Source organism: Paenibacillus sp. BK033 (genome assembly GCF_004345425.1).
Classification (GTDB): Bacteria; Bacillota; Bacilli; order Paenibacillales; family Paenibacillaceae; genus Pristimantibacillus.
In genome coordinates this window covers 1,114,182-1,132,961 of sequence record NZ_SLVP01000002.1, presented here as the reverse complement: position 1 = coordinate 1,132,961, position 18,780 = coordinate 1,114,182, and the positions used below count along the sequence as shown (strand labels likewise).

Annotated in this window: 17 protein-coding genes; 10 read left to right on the top strand and 7 right to left on the bottom strand. The window is 54.0% G+C overall.

Going from position 1 to position 18,780, the window contains the following annotated elements; all coding sequences use genetic code 11:
- Positions 1-26: 26 nt before the first annotated feature.
- From EV294_RS11900 to EV294_RS11885, 4 genes are read left to right on the top strand one after another with little or no spacing between them, the layout of a single operon-like run.
- Positions 27-1,070: an ABC transporter ATP-binding protein gene (locus EV294_RS11900; RefSeq protein WP_132306999.1), complete on the top strand. Its 1,044-nt coding sequence runs from the start codon at positions 27-29 to the stop codon at positions 1,068-1,070.
- Positions 1,071-1,072: 2 nt separating this feature from the next.
- On the top strand, positions 1,073-2,104 hold the full coding sequence (locus EV294_RS11895) for an ABC transporter ATP-binding protein (protein ID WP_132306997.1): 1,032 nt from the start codon (positions 1,073-1,075) through the stop codon (positions 2,102-2,104).
- Positions 2,101-2,676 carry an HAD family hydrolase gene (locus tag EV294_RS11890; protein WP_132306995.1) on the top strand — a complete coding sequence of 192 codons (576 nt, stop codon included), beginning with the start codon at positions 2,101-2,103 and terminating at the stop codon, positions 2,674-2,676. Before EV294_RS11895 ends, EV294_RS11890 begins: the two co-directional genes overlap by 4 nt.
- Before the next feature lie 18 nt (positions 2,677-2,694).
- Positions 2,695-3,726: a LacI family DNA-binding transcriptional regulator gene (locus EV294_RS11885; protein WP_132306993.1), complete on the top strand. Its 1,032-nt coding sequence runs from the start codon at positions 2,695-2,697 to the stop codon at positions 3,724-3,726.
- 110 nt (positions 3,727-3,836) lie between these two features.
- On the opposite strand, the gene EV294_RS11880 is transcribed toward EV294_RS11885, so the two are convergent.
- Both EV294_RS11880 and EV294_RS11875 read right to left on the bottom strand, forming a co-directional pair.
- Positions 3,837-5,594, bottom strand: coding sequence for a sensor histidine kinase (locus EV294_RS11880; RefSeq protein ID WP_132306991.1), 1,758 nt, complete (start codon positions 5,592-5,594; stop codon positions 3,837-3,839).
- A complete protein-coding gene (locus EV294_RS11875) occupies positions 5,591-7,147 on the bottom strand; it encodes a helix-turn-helix domain-containing protein (RefSeq protein WP_165930656.1) in 1,557 nt (518 codons plus the stop codon). Before EV294_RS11875 ends, EV294_RS11880 begins: the two co-directional genes overlap by 4 nt.
- A gap of 172 nt (positions 7,148-7,319) precedes the next feature.
- Here EV294_RS11875 and EV294_RS11870 point away from each other — a divergent pair, with 172 nt between their 5' ends.
- The 3 genes from EV294_RS11870 to EV294_RS11860 all read left to right on the top strand — a co-directional run bounded on the left by EV294_RS11870 (position 7,320) and on the right by EV294_RS11860 (position 10,496).
- Positions 7,320-8,675, top strand: a complete 1,356-nt coding sequence (locus EV294_RS11870) for an ABC transporter substrate-binding protein (RefSeq protein ID WP_132306987.1) — start codon at positions 7,320-7,322, stop codon at positions 8,673-8,675.
- A 99-nt stretch (positions 8,676-8,774) separates the two neighbouring features.
- On the top strand, positions 8,775-9,677 hold the full coding sequence (locus tag EV294_RS11865; RefSeq protein WP_243711628.1) for a carbohydrate ABC transporter permease: 903 nt from the start codon (positions 8,775-8,777) through the stop codon (positions 9,675-9,677).
- Positions 9,678-10,496 (top strand): carbohydrate ABC transporter permease, encoded by an 819-nt coding sequence (locus EV294_RS11860; protein ID WP_132306983.1) that lies wholly within the window; start codon positions 9,678-9,680, stop codon positions 10,494-10,496.
- Between the two features lie 58 nt (positions 10,497-10,554).
- Here the strand turns inward: EV294_RS11860 and EV294_RS11855 are convergent, their stop codons facing one another.
- From EV294_RS11855 to EV294_RS11835, 5 genes are all read right to left on the bottom strand, one after another.
- The gene (locus EV294_RS11855) at positions 10,555-11,463 is read right to left on the bottom strand and encodes an aldo/keto reductase (RefSeq protein WP_132306981.1); all 909 of its coding nucleotides are present in this window, start codon (positions 11,461-11,463) and stop codon (positions 10,555-10,557) included.
- Positions 11,464-11,555: 92 nt separating this feature from the next.
- Positions 11,556-12,461: an RraA family protein gene (locus EV294_RS11850; protein WP_132306979.1), complete on the bottom strand. Its 906-nt coding sequence runs from the start codon at positions 12,459-12,461 to the stop codon at positions 11,556-11,558.
- 38 nt (positions 12,462-12,499) lie between these two features.
- Positions 12,500-13,885, bottom strand: a complete 1,386-nt coding sequence (locus EV294_RS11845) for a mandelate racemase/muconate lactonizing enzyme family protein (RefSeq protein WP_207918129.1) — start codon at positions 13,883-13,885, stop codon at positions 12,500-12,502.
- Between the two features lie 40 nt (positions 13,886-13,925).
- Positions 13,926-14,669 carry an SDR family NAD(P)-dependent oxidoreductase gene (locus EV294_RS11840; RefSeq protein WP_132306975.1) on the bottom strand — a complete coding sequence of 248 codons (744 nt, stop codon included), beginning with the start codon at positions 14,667-14,669 and terminating at the stop codon, positions 13,926-13,928.
- Positions 14,666-15,463, bottom strand: coding sequence for an SDR family NAD(P)-dependent oxidoreductase (locus EV294_RS11835; protein ID WP_132306973.1), 798 nt, complete (start codon positions 15,461-15,463; stop codon positions 14,666-14,668). The genes EV294_RS11840 and EV294_RS11835 overlap by 4 nt, the downstream gene beginning before the upstream one ends.
- 251 nt (positions 15,464-15,714) lie before the next feature.
- On the opposite strand from EV294_RS11835, the gene EV294_RS11830 reads away from it, so the two are divergent.
- The 3 genes from EV294_RS11830 to EV294_RS11820 are packed head-to-tail and all read left to right on the top strand — an operon-like array spanning position 15,715 to position 18,622.
- Positions 15,715-16,368, top strand: coding sequence for a GntR family transcriptional regulator (locus EV294_RS11830; protein ID WP_132306971.1), 654 nt, complete (start codon positions 15,715-15,717; stop codon positions 16,366-16,368).
- 57 nt (positions 16,369-16,425) lie between these two features.
- Positions 16,426-17,574, top strand: coding sequence for a helix-turn-helix domain-containing protein (locus tag EV294_RS11825; protein WP_132306969.1), 1,149 nt, complete (start codon positions 16,426-16,428; stop codon positions 17,572-17,574).
- Positions 17,575-17,629: 55 nt separating this feature from the next.
- Positions 17,630-18,622, top strand: coding sequence for a mannonate dehydratase (locus tag EV294_RS11820; protein WP_132306967.1), 993 nt, complete (start codon positions 17,630-17,632; stop codon positions 18,620-18,622).
- Positions 18,623-18,780 lie beyond the last annotated feature (158 nt).

Sequence of the window (18,780 nt, the reverse complement as noted above, 5' to 3'; positions counted from 1 at the left end):
TTTAAGGTTATAGCGAGGGGATACCTATGACAGCAGACGCCGCTCAACCGCAGCAGCCGCTTCTCCGGGTCCAGGACCTGAAGATTCGGATTCGGATGGACAACGGCGTAATGAACGCCGTGGACGGGGTCGACTTCGAAATCCGAAGAGGCCGAACGTTAGGCCTTGTAGGGGAGTCGGGCTGCGGCAAAAGCTTGACGAGCAGGGCGCTTATCGGCATTAACCCGAAGGAATGCGAAACCTCGGGGACGATCGCGTACCGGTCGTCGCAGGAGCCCGAGGCGAAGGAGGAGCCTCTCAATCTGCTCGCTTTGGACCCGAACGGCCGGAAAATCCGTTCCATACGCGGGCGAAAAATCGCGATGATCTTTCAAGAGCCGATGACGGCTTTCTCGCCGATGTATACGATAGGCAATCAGATCATGGAAGCCATTCTGATTCACCGGACCAGAAGCAAGAAGGAAGCGAAAAGAATCGCGCTCGAGATGCTCGGCAAGGTTGGCATATCCGATCAGGAGAAGCGGTTTGATCAGTACCCGCATGAGTTCTCCGGCGGCATGCGGCAGAGGGCCATGATCTCGATGGCGCTGTCGTGCAACCCCGAGCTGTTGATTGCCGACGAGCCGACCACAGCGCTCGATGTGACGATTCAAGCCCAGGTACTGGAGCTGATGAAGCGGCTGCAGCAGGAATTCGGCATGGCGATTCTGCTGGTGACGCATGATTTGGGCATAATCGCGGAAATGTGCGACGAAGTGGCCGTCATGTATCTCGGCAAAATCGTTGAGCAGGCGCCGATGAAGGAGATTTTCCGCAATCCGAAGCATCCGTATACGAAAGGTCTCTTGCGCTCGATGCCGAGGCTTGGCGGCAATAAAACGAAACGGCTCGAATCGATCGAAGGCTCGGTGCCGGTGCCGGTCAATATGCCGCCGATGTGCGGCTTTTACGACCGCTGCAAGGACAGGATCGAGGGCGTATGCAATAAGCAGTCCGTGCCCGCGACGCAAATTTCGGGCGGTCATACGGTCAGGTGTTTCTTGTACTCGGACCCGCGGGGAGGGCAATAACGATGGCGAGGCCCATACTCGAAATTAAAAATCTCAACAAGGATTTCAAAGTAAAGTCAAAGAAGGCATTGTTTGCGAAGCCGGCATCCGTGCGCGTGCTTCAGGACGTTTCCTTTCAGCTGCAAGAGGGGGAAACGCTGAGCATCGTCGGAGAATCGGGCTGCGGCAAGACGACGCTGGGAAGGTGCATCGTGAGGGGGATGAATGCTTCTTCCGGCGAAGTCGTCTACCGAACGGCAAGCGGAGAGGCCGTTGATTTTCTGAAGCTGAAAGGTGCCGAATCGAAAAAATTAAGAAAAGACATTCAGATGATTTTCCAGGACCCGTATTCTTCGTTAAGTCCGCGGATGAGCGTATTCGATATTATATCGGAGCCTCTCATCGCCAACTTCAAGCTGCCCAAATCGGAGGTGGAGCGGAGGGTGTCGGCCATCGCCGAGAAAACGGGATTAAACGTCAGCTACTTAAAACGGTATCCGCATGCCTTCTCCGGAGGGCAGCGGCAGCGAATCGCGATTGCGCGGGCGCTAATCACCCAGCCGAGGCTGATCGTTTGCGACGAAGCGGTATCCGCGCTGGACGTGTCGATTCAAGCCCAAATCATTAATCTGTTGAAGGATCTGCAGGAGCAATATAAAATCACTTATATATTTATCTCGCACGATCTGTCGATCGTAGAGAACATTTCTGACCGCGTGGCGGTCATGCATCTGGGCAAGGTGGTGGAGATGGCTGGCGTCGACTCCATCTTCAGCCAGCCCAGGCATCCGTACACCGAGGCGCTTCTCTCCGCCGTGCCGCAGCCGGATCCTGATCTGAAGAAGGAGAGGATTGTCCTCGAGGGCGAGGTGCCGAATCCGGCGAATCCGCCAAGCGGCTGTCATTTTCATCCTCGCTGTGCTTACAGGACGGAGAGATGCGTGAAGGAAATGCCCGCCTTGCGGGAAATCGGAGATAACCATATGGCGGCTTGCCATTACGCGGAACAATTGCCATTACGCGGAACAATTGCTATTAAGGGGGGCAAGGCATGAACGGGGAACAAGCGAACAGCAATGAAGCCAAAGAACTTATCATTTTTCTTGATTGCGGAGATACGATTATCGACGAAGGCACGGAGGTGCGCGACGAGCACGGCGTCGTTATTGAGGGGAAGGTCATTCCCGGAGCCGATGAAATGGTCAGAACGCTTGCGGAGCGAGGGTACAGGCTGGCCATCGTAGCCGACGGCCTGGCTCAATCGTTTAAAAATTTGCTTTCGATAAACGGGCTTTACGATTATTTCGAAGTATTAATCTACTCCGAGCAGATGAAGGCCGAGAAGCCGGATCCGCGCATGTTCAGGGCAGCGATGGGCGCCATGCTGCTCGACGAGCGGGACCGGGAAAGAATCGTCATGGTCGGCAACAACCTCTCTCGCGACGTCCGGGGAGCTAATGCGGCAGGCATTACGAGCGTGCATCTGAACTGGACCTCGCGTTATCCGAAGTCCTCGCCTGATCCGGCGGAACGGCCGGATTACACGATTGAAGAGCCGCTTGCGCTTGTGGAGCTTGCGGATCTTTTGAATGAAGAGCTTGTCTTGAAGAAGCGGGTTCAGGCCTAAAGGGAGCAGCAACCATCCATGGCGAAAATCGATGATGTGGCCCGTCTCGCCGGGGTATCCAAAGGAACCGTCTCCAACGTGTTCAGCCAGAAGAGGCCGACAAGCAGGGAAGTGACGGAAAGGGTGCTCAAGGCGTCGAAAGAGCTGAATTACGTTCCCAATCACATCGCGAGAAGCCTAGTGACGAAAAAGACGATGGCGATCGGGCTTACCATCCCGCACGGCAACTTTTTCTTCAGCGCCTTTCATAACCAATTCATTAACGGCGTCGTGCTGGAGGCTTCCAGGTTCGGCTACAGAGTACTGCTTGATATGCTTCCGGTACTGGAGGTGAAGACGCCTTCCTTGGCCAGCTACCCCATTGACGGTGCGATCGTGCTTGGCCCAACGGAAGAGGATGAACGGATTCGATTGCTCCATCTCACCGGCATTCCTTTCGTAACGGTCGGGAAAATTTCCAATTCGCAGGTAAAGGACGCGCCTACCGTAAACAACGATAACGCGAAAATATTGCATGACATCTGCGATTATCTGATCGCCAAAGGACATAGGGATCTCATGTTTCTAAACGCGACGGAAGGGACGACCGTCTCCATGGAGAGAAGAACGGCCTTCGTCGAAGCGCTTGCCAAGCATCGGATTGCCGTGCGCGATTCGATGCACCATTACAAGCCGCGAATTCAATCCGAACATTATTTGCTCTACGGGTATACGGAGACGGTGCGTGTTATCGGTGAGAACAAGGTGACGGCGATTATTGCGGACGACGACCGTTCGGCCTTTAATGCGATGAATGCGATTAAGGATCTGGGCCTTCGCATTCCGGAGGATATTTCCCTGTTTGTCATATGCGGCGACCTTTCCATGATGCATCAGACCATGCCGCCGTTGACCGGCATGGACCTGCAGCCCTCCGAGCTGGGAGCGCAGTCCGTCAAGCTGCTTATGAATAAGCTTGGCAGCAACCAAGGCGATGGCCAGGACCATATCATTATCGCTAGTAAACTCGTAGAGGGAGCATCGTGTTCTTCGATTAGGGAAAATAAGTAGGGGAACCGGCGGCAGGCAAGGACCTGCTCAGCATCCCAGCCCGTAACCGGGCCATGCGGAGTAACCGCCCACCGTCTCTGACGGTGGGCGGTATTTTTATTTGGACAAGCTCACCGCGCCTTATTCCTGATTAATTTAGGAAGCCGGATCGAGACGCGAGTGCCTTGACCGGCCTCGCTTTCAATCTGCACGGACGCAAGGCTGCCGAACAAATGCTCCAGCCGTCTCTTCGTATTGCTAAGGCCGATGTGCCTTAGCCCGGGGCTGCTCTTTTTCTCATGCGACTCCCAAATCCTCCGCAGCATCTCCGGCTCGATGCCGATCCCATCATCCTCGATGGTGATCAAGAGCTGGCTTTCGGATTCATAAGCGGAAATACGGATGGTGCCGGGCTCGTCCTTTGGGCATATACCGTGAAAAATGGCGTTCTCGACAAACGGCTGAATCAGTATGCGCGGCACCAGATAAGGAAGCGATTGTTCTTCCAGCTCCCATTCCACCTTGAACATATCGACGTACCGGTACGATTGAATGTCAATGTAATCCCTTAACAGGGCGACATCGTCCCGGAGCGGGACAAGCAAATCATCGCCGCCCGTCTTCACCGCGTCCTGAAGCACGCGGATAAAAGCGGAGACCATGCGGACGATGTCCTCATTCCCTTGTTTTTGGGCCATGTAAATGACGGCATTCAGCGTGTTGTAAACGAAATGCGGATTCAGCTGGGACATCAGCAGCTCCATCTGGAGCTCGCGTTTGTCTTTCTCGTGCTGGATGGATTCCTCGATGTGAGTCTTCAGCTGGCTTGTCATCCGGTTGAAGCCGTTCCCCAGCTTCTCCATCTCGTCTCCGGTATGGATCTGCACCGATACCTGCAAATTACCGCTCGATACCGCATTCATCGCACTATACAGCCGCATGACCGGACGAGTAATGCGCAGGATGGCCGGAATCATGAGGGCAAGGATAAGCGTGGTACTGACCAACGTGAAGAAGCCAAGCAGGTATAAGACAATCTTGGCCCGGTCGAACAACGATGCTTGCGAGACGAAGGTGGCTAGCCGCCAGCCGGATGTTTCGAACCGGTCGACAAGCAGGTAGCCGTTGTTTGCGCGGAATGCTCCTTCCTTGTTCGTGCCGTCATCAAGCTCGTGAACGAGCCGGGCTACGACCTGCTCGCCGCCGCTTGGCTTCACGTAAAGAACGTTTCCGGAATCATTAAGCCAGGTAATGTTAACGAAAGGACTGAAGTCGAGCAAGGACTGAAAATGGCTGTAGTCGAGATTGACGATGAATTTACCGATTGTCTGTCCCGGCTTCTCGATATCCCGCACCGTCACGACATAGCTAATGATTGCGGTCTCGGAAGACGGTTTCTGGTCGGCAAGCATAAGGTGTGGCTCGGTGAAGCCGTATTCGGTCCCGGACTGGAGGAAATTCAAATACCATGGCTCCTTCAGACGCTCGCTGAAATAGCTGTCGTTGCCTGCGGCGTTCCAGAACACGCGCCCGTCCGGAAGAACAATCGCATAGCTCGTCACCTCCTTGCGAAGCCCCTTGTAGCCGTCGACGAACTTGAACGTGCTCTGCAAAGCCTTGAACTGATCAAACGTGTCAAGCTGATCATAGGTTTTGTAGAATCTCTGCAGCTGCTCCGCAATGATAAGCGTTAACGTGAATTTGGAAATGTCATCGGACATATAGTCGAGCTGGCGAACCGTCTGGCTCAGCTTCGCTTTGTCCTCCTCCATCATTTGGCCGATCAGGATATGATTATAGTAGTAATAGGTAAAGGCGACGGACAGCAGAAAACTGACGGCGGCGACGATAACGATTCTCCAAAAAATGACGGTGCGAAGCTTGGTCATCGGGCCTGCTCCTTGGCGCGGAATTGATGGGGGAGAACGCCGGTCAGCCGCTTGAATACCTGACTGAAATGCTGGGGCGAACGGTAGCCGACGCGAGCGGAGACCTCCGTCATTTTGGCATCCTCGCGCATAAGGATTATTTTAGCTTGTTTAATGCGGTATTCGGTCAAGTAGTCAAGAAAGGTACGGTTGAGCTCCCGTTTAAATAGTTCGTGCAAATATCTTGCGCTAATGCCGGTTGCGATGGCGGCATCCTCGACTCCAATCTCGTCTTGGAAATGGGCGTGGAGGTAGCGCAGCGCCTGCAGCAGCTTCGGCGACAGCTGTTTGAGAGCAGCCGATCCCTGCTCGCCAAGCTCGCGAAAAGCAAATATGAACCTGTCGCGTATATCGGTTACATGATAGAGGGGACCTGCCGTTCTTGAATCTAACGGATCCGTTTCGGGAAGTCCCGCGGCGGCAAGCCGTTCGCGATACAGGGCGGTCATCGCACGGATGGCTTCGTACAAACCGTTCCAATTCCATTCCGGTTTTGAAAGACTATCGAACCTCTCTTTGACAACGCTTTCAAAACTGCCGTAATCTTCTTGCATTAAACAGTTGGCCAACGCGTCAAGCCATTGGCGGCTGGCGTCCGCGTTACCCGCCGCCGTACGGACCGGCAAAGGAAGATCATCCACGCATGCGAGAGCGCTTCTGCCGGAGAATACGGTGTGCCGAGCGGCTTCTTCCAGCTTGCGCAGCAAGCCGGGCAGATTCGGGGTATCGGCGTATTCGAACGCGAGATAGAGCGAGACGGTATGGCCAAGCCGGTCTTCGAGTACGCGCTGTATAGCCGACGCATGCCTGTACAAGGCATCACGCTGCAGGGCAGCGCTTTTATCCCGCTGCTCGAACAACGCAACCAGCCGGCCTGCTCCATGGGGGAATTCCCCGATCATTTCCCAGCTGCCCGGTTTATCCGCCGGTATAATGCCTTCCGCCCATCCCGCGATCCCGCCGGTATCGGGTTGTACGGAGACGGCCGGGATTGTCGTGAACGGAGCATCTGCCTGCAAGAGCAGCGCGCAAAGGGGCGGCCTCGCGATAGGCACGCCTTGCCTGGCGGGCTTGCCGCCGGCGAAAAACGCTTCCTTCAGCTGCTCGGAGCGAGAGAGCTTGCGCTGCCGCTCGCTTATTTCCCAAGCGAGCTTCGCTTTCGCAAGTTCCCGCATAAGCTTGTCGCGATTAACCTCGTGCTTAACAAGGTAGCTTGACACGCAGCCGAGCGAGATCGCCTGACGGGCATAATTAAAATCCTCGTATGCGCTCATTACGATGAAGCTGACGCCCCAGCCGCGTTCGGCTACCGCCCGGATGAGCTCAAGCCCATCCATGACCGGCATGCGGATATCCACGATCATGATTTGGGGACGATGCTCTTCGCAGAGCTTCAGCGCGCTTCGGCCGTTTGTTGCCGCCGCTGCGATTTCATAGCCGTTTTCTTCCCAGGGTATTAGCGTTCGTATATGCTCCAGGGCAATGCGTTCATCATCCACCAATATGATCTTCATCGAAGGGAGCCTCCCATGTCCATATTTTGAATTCATTATACTCTACGCATTAAGGGCGGTGAAGCAAAGTGCAGAATCCCGACCAAAAGTGCAGTTTTGTTATGTTTACGCTTTCATGGGGACTTGTATATGATGAAAGCGTAGCCAACAACAACCTAAGGGAGGATTTGGGATGCGTCGTTCGAGATGGGGAAGAGGAATCGCGCAGGCAATGACTGCCGTGACTCTTATTAGCTTGCTTGCTGCATGTTCAGGCGGCAGCGGAGGCAACAGCGGCGGGAACGTCAATACGAGCACACCGGCGGCAGAAACAGAGAATAACGGCGTTGTAGAGGACGGAGGCAATAAGGAGCTTTCCGGGGAGTTCGTGCTCTGGACCTGGGAACCGGAGCATCCGACGGCGATTGCGGCTTTTAACGAGAAATATCCGGGGATCAAAATCAAGCGGGTACAGGTGGAAGCGGCGGATGTCCCGAAGAAGCTGCAGACGACGATCGCCTCTGGCGGCGAGCTGCCGGACGTGATTCGGATCGAGCGCGGGCAGAAGGCCAAGATTTTCAGCATGGATATTCTGCAAGATCTAGAAGCCGACCCCTATAACGCGGATCGCAACGTGTTATTCGAGTATGACGCTCCGGCATTCTCCATGAATGACCATCTGGTTGCTATTCCGGACGATATGAGCGTTGCCGGGGTTGCTTACATCAAGTCGCTTGCCAAGGAATATCTGGGTACGGACAATCCCGAAGAGCTGGAAGCCATGCTGCCGGACTGGGACGCATTCATCGCCAAAGGCGTGGAAGTCTTGGATAAGAGCGGCGGTAAAGTCATGATGTTCCCGAGTCTTGGCGGCGTGTACGATATCTTGAAGGGTCAGCGGGATCAGCCGTACTTCGAGGATAACAAATTAAACGTTCAGCTGCTGCAAAGCGTGGTAACGCGGCTTGTCCAGTTCCGCGATGCGGGCATTGTAGACAAGCTTGACCAATGGACCCCGGCTTGGAACGCCTCGTTTGGCGGCGATAAATATATGTTTACGCCAAGCCCGGTCTGGATGCCGCAATATGTCATCGGACCAAATGACAAGAAGCCGGACCGCTGGGCGCTGATGGTAGCTCCGGATGGCGGTTATATCCGCGGCGGTTCGTCGCATGGCATTCCGAAAGGCGCGAAAAACGCCGAGCTCGCATGGAAATGGATCGAGTTCACCTCGATGTCGCAGGCAGGCGCGGAAGCGCAGAAGAAAGACGGCGTATTTACCCATTACAAGGAAGCATATCAGAATAAGGAGTTCTCGAATTGGACTTGGGAGAATTTCGGCAGCCAGGATATCGGGGAGAAGTTCTTCGTAGACATCTCCGGGGTGACGACGGATGTTGCCGAGAACGTGAACGACCAGGTGCTGGACGAAGCCATGAGCATTGTGCTGCAAACCCTCGCGAAGGATAAAAGCTTTGGCGTGGAGCAGGCGATGGACCGGATCCAAAAAGAGCTGAAGGCGAAAGTGCCGGACATTACATTCGGTTAATGGAGCTTCTGATGCTGTAGAGACGCTGGGAGCGGCCGGGCGGCCGCTCTTTGCGCTTTCCGCGACACTATAACGATCGGAGTGAGAATGATGGATGTCATGAAGCGGAAATGGGTGCCGTATCTGTTTCTGTCACCGTATATGCTGTTCTATGCAGCCTTTGGCCTGATTCCAATCCTGTTCTCGTTTTATGTAAGTTTGACGAGTTGGAACGGGATCGGCAAAAAAACGTTCGTTGGGCTGGACAACTATGCATTTCTGTTTAACCCCGACTCTTACTTCTTCACGTCAGTGGGGAACACGCTGTTGTTCGTAGCCGTATCGCTGCCGCTTCAGATGGCCTTCGGCCTTGCGATCGCTTCGCTGCTCTACAGCAAATTCGTAAAGTGGAAGGCCTTTTTCCAGCTCGTCAACTTCCTGCCGTACATCGTCACGCCGGTTGCGGTTGGCCTCATGTTCAACCTGCTGTTCGACTGGCAGGCCGGCTTCGTCAACAAGCTATTGCTTGAATTCGGTCTTATCGACGAAGGGATCTATTGGCTTGGCGAGCCAATGTATGCCCGTATCGTCATCATCCTGATGCTGTTCTGGAAGGGCTTTGGCTACACGATGATTTTTTATCTGGCAGGACTTGCTAACATATCGAAGGATTTGCATGAGGCGGCTGCCGTCGACGGGGCGACCGGCATGAAAGCGTTCTGGACCATAACGCTGCCGCTGCTTCGCCCGGTCACAACCTTTGTTGCCATTACCGGAATCATCGGCGGCTTCCAATTGCTCGAGGAGCCGATGCTGCTGCTTGGCGGCGCCGGAATGGGATCGGCGTCTGCCGTCATCGGCGGACCGGAGCGCTGCTGCCTGACGACCGTCTGGAATATGTATGACACGGCCTTTGGCAGCACGACCCGTTATGGGCTAGGCGCGGCGATTGCTTACGGACTTTGCGTCATTATTGCCGTGTTCTCGTTTGTAGGCACCAAGTTCTACAGGGAGGAATCCTAGATGAGTACACGATCGCGTACGATTACAGCGACGGTCGGTATCGCGCTGCTGTCGATCGTCGCCCTGCTGCCGTTTTACATTATGGTTGTTATGGGGACTTACAAGAACGAAGACCTTTTTACGAAGATCGTACTTTATCCGGGCAACTACCTTGCGGAAAACTTCAAGACGGTTGCGGCGAGCCGGTTTGATCTGGCCTACTGGAACAGTTTTGTCGTCTCGGCTGCAAGCACGCTGCTGTCGGTATTCGTGAGCGCGCTTGCCGGGTTTGCGTTCGCGAAATACGATTTTAAGTTTAAATCGAAAATATTCGGAGCCGTTCTGCTGACGATGATGATTCCGGGCCAGCTTGGCCTGGTCGCGTACGTCATCGAGATGCGATACTTGAATTTATCGGATACGCTGATGCCGCTCATCCTGCCTTGGGTGGCGAATGCATTTGGCGTGTACTGGATGACGCAGTTCATCCGCGGCGCGGTACCGGTCGAGGTGATCGAGAGCGCGCGCATCGACGGCTGTTCGGATCTCGGGATTTTCTTCCGGATCGTGCTGCCCTTTATCTATCCGGCATTAACAACGCTGTCTTTGCTTGTCTTCCTCTGGTCGTGGAATAACTACCTGCTGCCGTTAATCGTCATCAACAAGCCGGAAATGTACACCATCCCGCTTGGCATCACGACGCTGGGATCCGCGTACAGAACCGATCTTGCGGCGCAAATTCTGGGACTGTCGATCGGAACGCTGCCGGTGCTCGTTCTGTTCGCCATCGGCTCGAAAAGCTTCATTCGGGGGCTGACGGCCGGATCGGTAAAGGGGTAGACGTTGTATATCGAAATAAAACGAGCCAATGGAAGCGTGATTCCATTGGCTCGTTTTTTCAATTCGCGATTGCCGTTCGCCCGACGGCGTCCAGTCGTTTCTTTGCTTCCTCGTAGACGTCGCTTGGAAGCGGGCCAAGCATGGCGTAACGGAGATTTTCCGCCAAGTGGGACGGATTCTTGGTGCCCACGATCGTTGTCGTCATGGAAGGGTGGGAGAGGGTGAACCGCAGCAGAAACCCTGTCCGCTGCTCGCCATGCTCAAGCAAGTCGTCCAGCTTCGCTTGCTCCCATGCGCTCCAGCGATCTTCCGAGCCGCGGCCGATGCCCGGTTCGCCTTGCCCAACGCCGCCGCGTACGATGATGCCGGCTCCGGTGCCCGCGGCTTTCGATATCCAATCCTCGTGCTCGCGTTCCAGAGCGGAATAAGGCAGCTGGAACGTATCGAACGTTCCCCATTCCACGAAGGGAGGAAGGTTCGGAAGGTAAGAGGAGACGCCGATGTAACGGGCCTTGCCGCTCGCTTGAATTTCCTTCAGCGCGTCGACAAGCGCGCCTTCCTCGGCTTGCCGCACGGTTGGTCCATGCAGCTGCAAGACGTCGACATAATCGGTTTTCATGCGTTTTAAGCTTGTATCGATATTATGAAGCAAATTTTCGCGCGTCCAAATATGGGACGTCTCGTCATGATCGCCGCGGTCGGTTACGCAACAGCCGCATTTGGTCGCCAGAATGAACTCGGCCCGGCGGTGGCTGATGAAGCGGCCGATTAATTCTTCGCTGAGGCCGTAATCGTAAGAGGTGTCGATCAGGTTGATGCCGGCGTCGAGCACGGTATTCAGGATAAGGCCGGCATCGGCATCCTTGACCGGTCTTCCGCTCCATACGCGAGGTCCGCGAATTTCCATGGCGCCGTAGCTCAATTTTGTGACTTCCAGTCCGGTGCGGCCTAAAATCGCTTTGTCCATCGTCCTAGCTCCCTTTTTATTGCCAGTTATTAACTTCTATGCTCTTTATATCATTTGAAATAATAGATTGGCAACCGTATGCAGCCCTTCTCTTATAACCGGACATCGCTCGAAGGACCGTTATGTTCGTTCCGGCGCGCTTCTTCCAGCTCCTGCTCCCAGGTTAAATGCCGGTAAGGCAAGGCAGCTTTATCGGTATCAAACCATTGGATAAAGTCCTGCCACATCGCCGTCGTCCAGGCTGCGTCGATTTGCGCCGTCGTATAGGTTCTGCTGTTCAGACGCGCAAAGCCAAACACGTCGCGGACCTGCGATTTCTCCGCATGGGTTGCCGTCAATTCGGCCAAGTGGGCCGGAATGAAGATGACGCCGGCCGGCGTGCCTAGCACAACATCGCCAGGGAGGCAGACGGCCCGGCCGATGCGGGCGGGAACGTTCATGCCGACCATCGTGACGTCCGCGATCGCGGTCGGGTCGCTGCCGCGATAGAAAACATTAATGTTTTCGATTTGCTGAACCTGCTGATTGTCCCGTATGCCGCCCCAAATCACGGCACCTCCGGTTTTCGTGCGGGTGGATATCGCCGTGGACAGGTTGCCCCCTACGTAGGTGCCTTGATAGATTTTATCGAACATATCGATAACGGCAACATCCTCTTCCTCCAGCGAATCGATCACCCATTGGTTGAAAAACCCTCTGCGATTTTCTTGTTCATGGCCGTAGTTTAGCAGCGTGTCATGCAAATCCGGACGTTTTGGCACCATAACGGCCGTTACCGCGCGTCCGACCATCACCTTGTTCGGGTGAATGATCTTGAAATCACCCTCGAATTGATAATGATAGCCTCTTGACCAGAGTGGCCCCCAAGCTTCCTCAAGCGTGATCCTGCTCAAGCGGCCAAGCACGCTGGACGGCACCTTGGGACGGCCGTCCGGAAAGCGCTCGCCTTCCCATAACGGCGATAATTGAATTGTATCTTCGGCATTATTAAACCTCATAAGGGACACCTCGCTTTATTTTTATTCGACTAACATGTTCAGCTCCACAGCCGGTCATTGGACCAATAGCCGTTCCATTCGTCGGTAGGAAGCCACAATCCTGGAATTTCGGGGTGAAGATGCTGAGCGATAACCTCGTCGTTAAGCGCTTCAATGCCAAGGCCCGGCGCATCAGGCACATGAATGAAACCATTCTGGACAAGCGGCTTCGGCAGCTTGCTGACGATCAGATCGTCCCACCAATCGACATCGACGGAATGGTATTCGAGCGCCAGGAAGTTTTCCGTGGCGGCCGCGGCGTGTACGGCTGCGAGGCAGGCGATAGGGCTTTCTGCCATATGGATGGCCATCGCGACGCCGTATTCCTGGGCCATGTCGCCGATTTTTTTCGTTTCGAGAATACCGCCCGTCGTAAGCACGTCGGGATGAATGACGGATACGCCGCCGGATTCCAGAAGCGGCTTGAAGTTCTCCTTGAGATAGATGTCCTCTCCGGTGCAGATCGGTGTCGTCACCATTCTGGCGAGCTGGGCATATTGATTCGTGTACTGCCACGGAATCATGTCTTCCATCCAAGCGAGATTGTATTTCTCGATGCGGCGGCCCAGCTTGATGCAGTCCTGCAAGCCAATGTGCCCGAAATGGTCTACGGCAAGAGGGACCTCGTAGCCGACGACCATGCGAACGTCGGCAACGTATTGCTCCAGCATGTCGAGACCCTTCTCGGTCACATGAATGCCCGTAAACGGATGCGCGATGTTATAAATATCGTAGTGGCGGCTGCGTATTTCGCGCAGCTGATGCTCTGAGAGGTTCGAATGCTTGCGGGAATACCAGGATTTGGACAGCGCCTTCATCTCCTCCAGGAAGCCTAGGGGAGCGCTTAACGTTCCGGGCTCGTTAATAATTTGATTGATGCCCAGATCCATCTTAAGGAAGGTGTAGCCTTGTTCCATTCTTTTTTGCAGCGCCAAGCCCATGGCCTTCCCCGTATCCTTGCCGTCAACGTCGGTGTCGCAATACATGCGGATCCGGTCGCGGAATTTGCCGCCCAGCATTTGATAGACGGGCATGCCGTAAGCTTTGCCCGCAATGTCCCAGAGCGCGATCTCGATGCCGCTCACGCCGCCGCCTTGCCGGGAATGTCCGCCGAATTGCTTGATTCTGCGGAACAGCTTGTCGATATTGCACGGATTTTCGCCCAGAAGCCTGCTTTTAAGCTGAAGGGCAAACTGCTTGTCGGCGCCGTCGCGCACTTCGCCGAAACCAACGATGCCTTGGTTCGTGAATACCTTGATCAGACTGCAGTGCATGGGAGCGCCTGCGATATCGGCAAATCGAATGTCGGTAATGCGAAGCTCCGAAGGCTTGGAGTTAGTGTTGACGTGGGCTAACGTGCTTTCATAGGTTTCCTGTTGAGTCACGGGCATGGCTCCTTTAAGGGAATTTGGCATAAACAATGGATTACATTAACATGCCTGCACCGTCCATGCGGATGGTGGAGCCGGTCATAAACGAAGCTTCGTCCGAGGCCAAGTAGCAGGCGAGCGAAGCGATGTCCGCAGGCAGTCCGACGCGTCCAAGCGGGAATTTCTTGCGGTTTGGTTCCTTATGCGAGGCCTTGAATTTGCCGACGTCGACCGCGCCGGGCGCGATCGTATTGACCGTAATGCCGTATCGGGCCAGCTCTATCGCGCTTTCCCTCCCGAGCATTTTGATGCCGCCTTTCGACATGCAGTAGACGACGTCGAAGTCGGTAGGTCTTTTGCCATGCACGGAGGAAATGTTGATTATGCGGCCGAATTGCTGCTTCTTCATATAAGGGATAACCGCCTGCATGCATTGCCAGTAACCCTTAAGGTTGATGTTCATGACGCGGTCGTATAGCTCTTCCGTATAGTCGAACCAGTTAAGGTTAAGCTGAAGAGCGGCATTGTTGACCAGAATGTCGATGCCGCCAAGCTCCGCCGCTGCCGTATCGACCATGCGGACGATCTGCTCCCGGTCGGCGACGTCGGCTTGCACGGTCATGCATTTGCCGCCAAGCTCCTCGATTTGCTGCTGCGTGTCTGTGGCCCCGGCCCCGCTGGAATTGTAGTGAATAGCAACCCTTGCGCCGCGCTTCGCCAGTTCTAGGGCAATGCCTTTGCCGATGCCCGTTCCCGCTCCGGTGACAAGTGCCGATCTTCCTATCAAGCTGTGGCTCATGACGTTTGCGACTCCTCCTCGGCAGGCTTGTTCATGCGATGATCCATATAATGCAGGAGAAAACCGCCGTCCAGCCGGATATCGGCTCCGTTCAAATAGCCGGCCTCCTCTCCCGCAAGGAAGAAGGCAAGCCCGGCCAAATCGTCAGCCGTCCCGAGCTTGGTGCCAGGCACCTTGTAACGGTAATCGTCGTAAAGTCCGGAAACGGCGCTTTGAAACGTCATGTCCGCCCCTTCCGTAGGACCCATCTCAATCACATTAACATTGACGCCGAACCGGCCTAGAAACAACGCTGCTTCATGAGCCAGCATCTTTACCGCACCTTGCGATACGCTGTAGGCAAAGGATGAGCCGGTCGGCTTCTCGTTATGAATGGAGCTGACGAAGATGATGCTTCCGCTGCCTCTAGCCGCCATTCGTTTGCCTAACGTCTGGGTACAGATGAAGGCCGATTTGGCATTTATACGCATGGTTTCGACAAACTCCGCTTCGTTGCAGCTTTCGACAGAGACAGGCCTTATTTCGCAGCAATTGTGAATCATGACATCGACGGGGCCAAGCAGCTGCTCGGCATGATCCAGCGTAGTCGATAAGTCGCGGCTGCTGCATAGGTCGGCATGGGTAACGAGCACGTCGGAGCCTGCGGCTGCGCAGGCAGCGAGCACATCGTCCCATTGCTTATCCCCTTGAGAACCGTTCAAAATCAGATTCGCGCCAGCTTGACTAAACCGCTCGATAAGAGAATCGGCGGACCAGCTGCCGGCATCCGCGATAAAAACGACTTTCCTCTTCAAGCCATGTACACCTCCTCCATGAATCTCGGACTCCCTTCGGCAGGCGATTCGCTTTACATGACCATCTTACCGATCGTTTCAAGCGAAAAGCCATGCCGCAAAATTATGATTTTGTTTGTTTTTTTACGGTTGATGATCCGGTATGAAAGCGTTTAAATTTTATCTTGACATTCCCGTCCGAAGCGAATAGCATCGAATTATCGATTATCGATAATCCAAAGAATTTCCAAATTTCAAGGTGGTGAGAGCCCGTGTCCATCGAGACAGCCAGTTCAGAGCAAAGTCCTATCTCTCTAAGCGAGCATGTCTATATCGCCTTAAAGAAAAAAATTATGAAGGGTGAACTGCTGCCCGGACACCGCATGATCGTTCTGGATATCGCCAAACAATTCAATGTCAGTCAAGCACCCGTCAGGGAAGCGCTCGAGAGGTTGAAGCAGGAAGGTCTTATTGTCGGAAAAATGAATAAGGGCTCGGCCGTTTCCGAGATTACAGCCAAGGAAATACGAGACATTTACGAGCTCCGGCAAATGGTCGAGGGCGAGGCGCTCCGCAGGGCGATGAAGGTGCTGGAGGATAAGGATATCGCTTACCTGGAAGGCATCATTCAGGGCATGCGGGAAGCCATTGACAAGGACGATTCGTACAGGCTGGTCGAACTGGATATGCTCTTTCACGGCTACTTTTATTTGAGAAGCGGGAATGCGCTTTTATACGACATTTGGAACAGCATCAAAACGAAAGTGATGCGTTTTATTACGATAACGAACCAAGATCATCCGGGCTATACGCTATTTGATTCCCATACCGAGATCTTGGATCTCATCAAATCGGGCGACGTCGGGCAGACGGAAACGAAGCTGGTAAGGGGACTCGATTTCTATAAAAACTATACCGGCGAGTAGCTCGTCAGCCGCGCCGCATTCTTTTAATCATCCTTTCTTAAGAGAGGAGTACCGATTATGAAGCAAGGGGTAATGGTTCGGGTCCACACGCTGAACGACCTGCTCGCCGGCAGTGGCTTCGAAGCCGGAGAAATGAAGAGGAGGCTGGAGATGAGCGGGCTTCATGCTTATTACTCTTATCCGGCTCTAGCCTTGTTTAGCATTAGCTGCGCAGATTCGAATATCTGGTCCCGGAGGTACGCGGCGGATGAATTGTATACGGTCATCAAGCGGCATGGGCCGGATAATATGGCTATCCTTCCGGATGACAAGGGAAACGTCGGGGTCCTATTCTCCTGGGACGACCGCGATTCCGTCATGGATTTGTACGGCAGCATTTGCAGCCAAGAGCATAGCATTAACCCTCAAACGATTTCGCTGGGCATCAGCAATCCTTCTTCGCAATTATCATGTCTGCATCATGGATACGAGCAAGCCCTCTTCGCATTGAAGCACCAATTCTACCAGAAATACGCACAGCCCATTTACTTCAGCAGTATTCCCGAGTATGCAACGGACGCCGAATACCCCTTGGAAAGGGAAGACGAGCTTCTGCATCTCCTGACTAGCGACTCCGTCACCGAATATGCGGCAACCCGCCAAGCGGTGGAAGCCTTCTACGGGAAGCTTACCAGCAGCGGCCCGCTGCCGGTCAACAAAGTCGTCGACGCGACGCTTCAGCTTCTGGTCAGCTTGCAGCTTCGGGTCAAATACGAGCTTGGCCAGTCCCATTTATGCAGTACGCCCGATATGACGGCTCTCATGCAGCTGAACACGCTGGAAGAAATGACGGATGCCGTATGCCAAGCCATTCAAGGAATGGGAGGGACGTCAGGCGTATCCGACAATCTGAATCGCAATCTAGTTAAGAGAGCGGTTACTTTAATGGAGGAGGAATACGATAAGGCATCCCTGCATTACGTAGCCGATAAAGTATTCATTACTCCCGCCTATTTAAGCTCTTTATTCAAATCGAAAATGGGCGTTACGTTTATCGAGCATCTGACCCGCATCCGAATAGCCCATGCCAAAAAACTGCTCAAGCAGACGCATCTTAGAAACTATGAGGTCGCCGAACGAGTAGGCTACCAGGACTCTCGTTATTTCAGTCAAATATTCAAAAAGAAGGTAGGTTTGTCGCCAAGCGAATTCCGGGATGCCAATTAAACTGCTATCAATCCAATGGAGGTTATTAACGAGAATAAGAGGAGCGTGTACGGTTATGAAATTAGCCGAATTTTTCACTTCCCATCCGAACCGGTTATGGCATTTGGCGAAGCAGATGGGGGTCGATTACGCCGTTGGTCCGCTGCCTAAGGAAGATAACGGCTTAAAGCCGTGGGATTATATGAATCTGCTTCATATGAAGCAGCGCTACGAGAATCACGGGATTCAGCTGCTTGTCATCGAATCTGCTCCGCCGACGAATAAGATCAAGCTTGGCCTGCCGGGCCGCGACGAAGAGATTGAATGGATGGGCCAGCTCATATCGAATATGGGCGCTCTTGGCATTCCCGTCTTATGCTACAATTTCATGGCGCAATTCAATTGGTTCCGCACATCGACGACGACGCGTACCCGCGGCGGGGCGCTTGTGTCGAGCTATGATCATGCCTTAATGCAAAACGCGCCGCTAACGGAGGCGGGGATCGTAACGGAGGAGCAATTGTGGGACAATCTGCGTTATTATTTGGAGAGAATCGTGCCGATTGCCGAGAAGGCCAAGGTCAAGCTTGCTTTGCACCCCGACGATCCGCCTATAAGTCCGATTCGCGGCATAGCGCGCATTCTTCGAAATAGCGAGGCGCTGCAGCGGGCAATTGACCTCGTGCCAAGCGAATACAGCGGAATTACGCTATGCCAAGGCACGCTGGCAACCGCGGGCGAGCATATCCCTGATGTCATTCGCCGCTTCGCGAACCAGAACAAATTGTTTTTCGTGCATTTCCGTGACGTCGCGGGTACGCCCGATAAATTCCAGGAGACGTTCCACGATGACGGCAAGACCGATATGTACGAGGCGATGAAGGTATATTACGAGGTTGGGTTCGACGGACCGTCGAGGCCCGACCATGTCCCGACCATGGAAGGGGAGGACAATGCGAACCCCGGTTACGAAACGCTTGGACGACTGTATGGCGTAGGGTATATCAAAGGCTTGATGGAAGCGGCCATGGCGGAACGAAGGCCGGTTGCCGGAAGCATAAACGGATAAGCGGGATTAATAGAGGAAACAAGCTATGCATGCTCCGGCTGCATAGCTTTTTTTGCGTTCGGAAGGATCTATAAGGTCTCTCAAAAGTGTAAAAAAACAAACCAATTCATAATTCTATCGCATGTACACGTGTAAGCGATTTCAATAGAATGAGCCTT